Genomic DNA, 755 nt, shown 5'->3' on the forward strand with positions numbered 1-755 from the left:
CTCCTTGCCGGGTCGCCCGTCGAGCGGGATGGCCCCGCTGACGGTGAGGGTGTCGCCGCCGTGCGCGCGCTCGACGGCCAGCGTCCGTGGCTGGCCGGCCGCCACGGTGCTGGCCAGGTTGACCACGCGCGGGTAGCGGCTGTGCGGGACGGTGCGCACGCGCGGCCGGTCGCCCTCGCGGGCGCCCGGTGTGGTGTGCGTGATGACGCTGCCCGCGTCGTAGTCGGTGTCGGGGGCCACGGTGAGCGCCGAGATCGGGGCCGCGTAGTACGCGGACTCGTCGCCGGCGGCCCAGCCACGGCCGAGCCGGGCCCGGTCGAAGCGGGTGTCGTCGGCGACCAGATGGCCGGTGACGCGGGTGATGCCGGCGCGCGCGACGCGCGCGGCCAGGGCTCGGTAGTCTGCGGCGAGCAGGGTGGGATCGCCCGTGCCGCGCAGGTACAGGTCGCCCGCGAGCACGGCGCCGCGCCGGGGTCCGTGCGCCAGCACCTCGGTGCGGAAGCGGTGGTCCGGGCCCAGGAGTTCCAGCGCGGCGGCCGATGTCGTCAGCTTGGCGTTCGACGCCGGCAGCAGGTGTTCCTCGGGCCGGTGGGCGTAGCGGACGGCGCCGCTGTCCGCGTCGGCGACCACCACGCCGGCCGTCGCCCCGTCCAGGCGCGGGTCGGCGAGGATGGCGTCGATGGCCTCGGGCAGGCCCGGGGGCGCGGCGGTGTCGGCACCGACCGGAGAACTCCAACTCAGCGTGGCCAGCAGCC

At 77.2% G+C, this 755-nt stretch carries 1 protein-coding gene; it reads right to left on the reverse strand.

The window, feature by feature from the left end; translation table 11 throughout:
- Positions 1 to 753: D-alanyl-D-alanine carboxypeptidase/D-alanyl-D-alanine-endopeptidase (gene dacB, locus KUM32_RS38295; protein ID WP_217146429.1), on the reverse strand; the 753-nt coding region annotated here is incomplete at its 3' end.
- Between the last annotated feature and the right edge of the window lie 2 nt (positions 754 to 755).

The organism is Streptomyces sp. AC627_RSS907 (genome assembly GCF_019049165.1).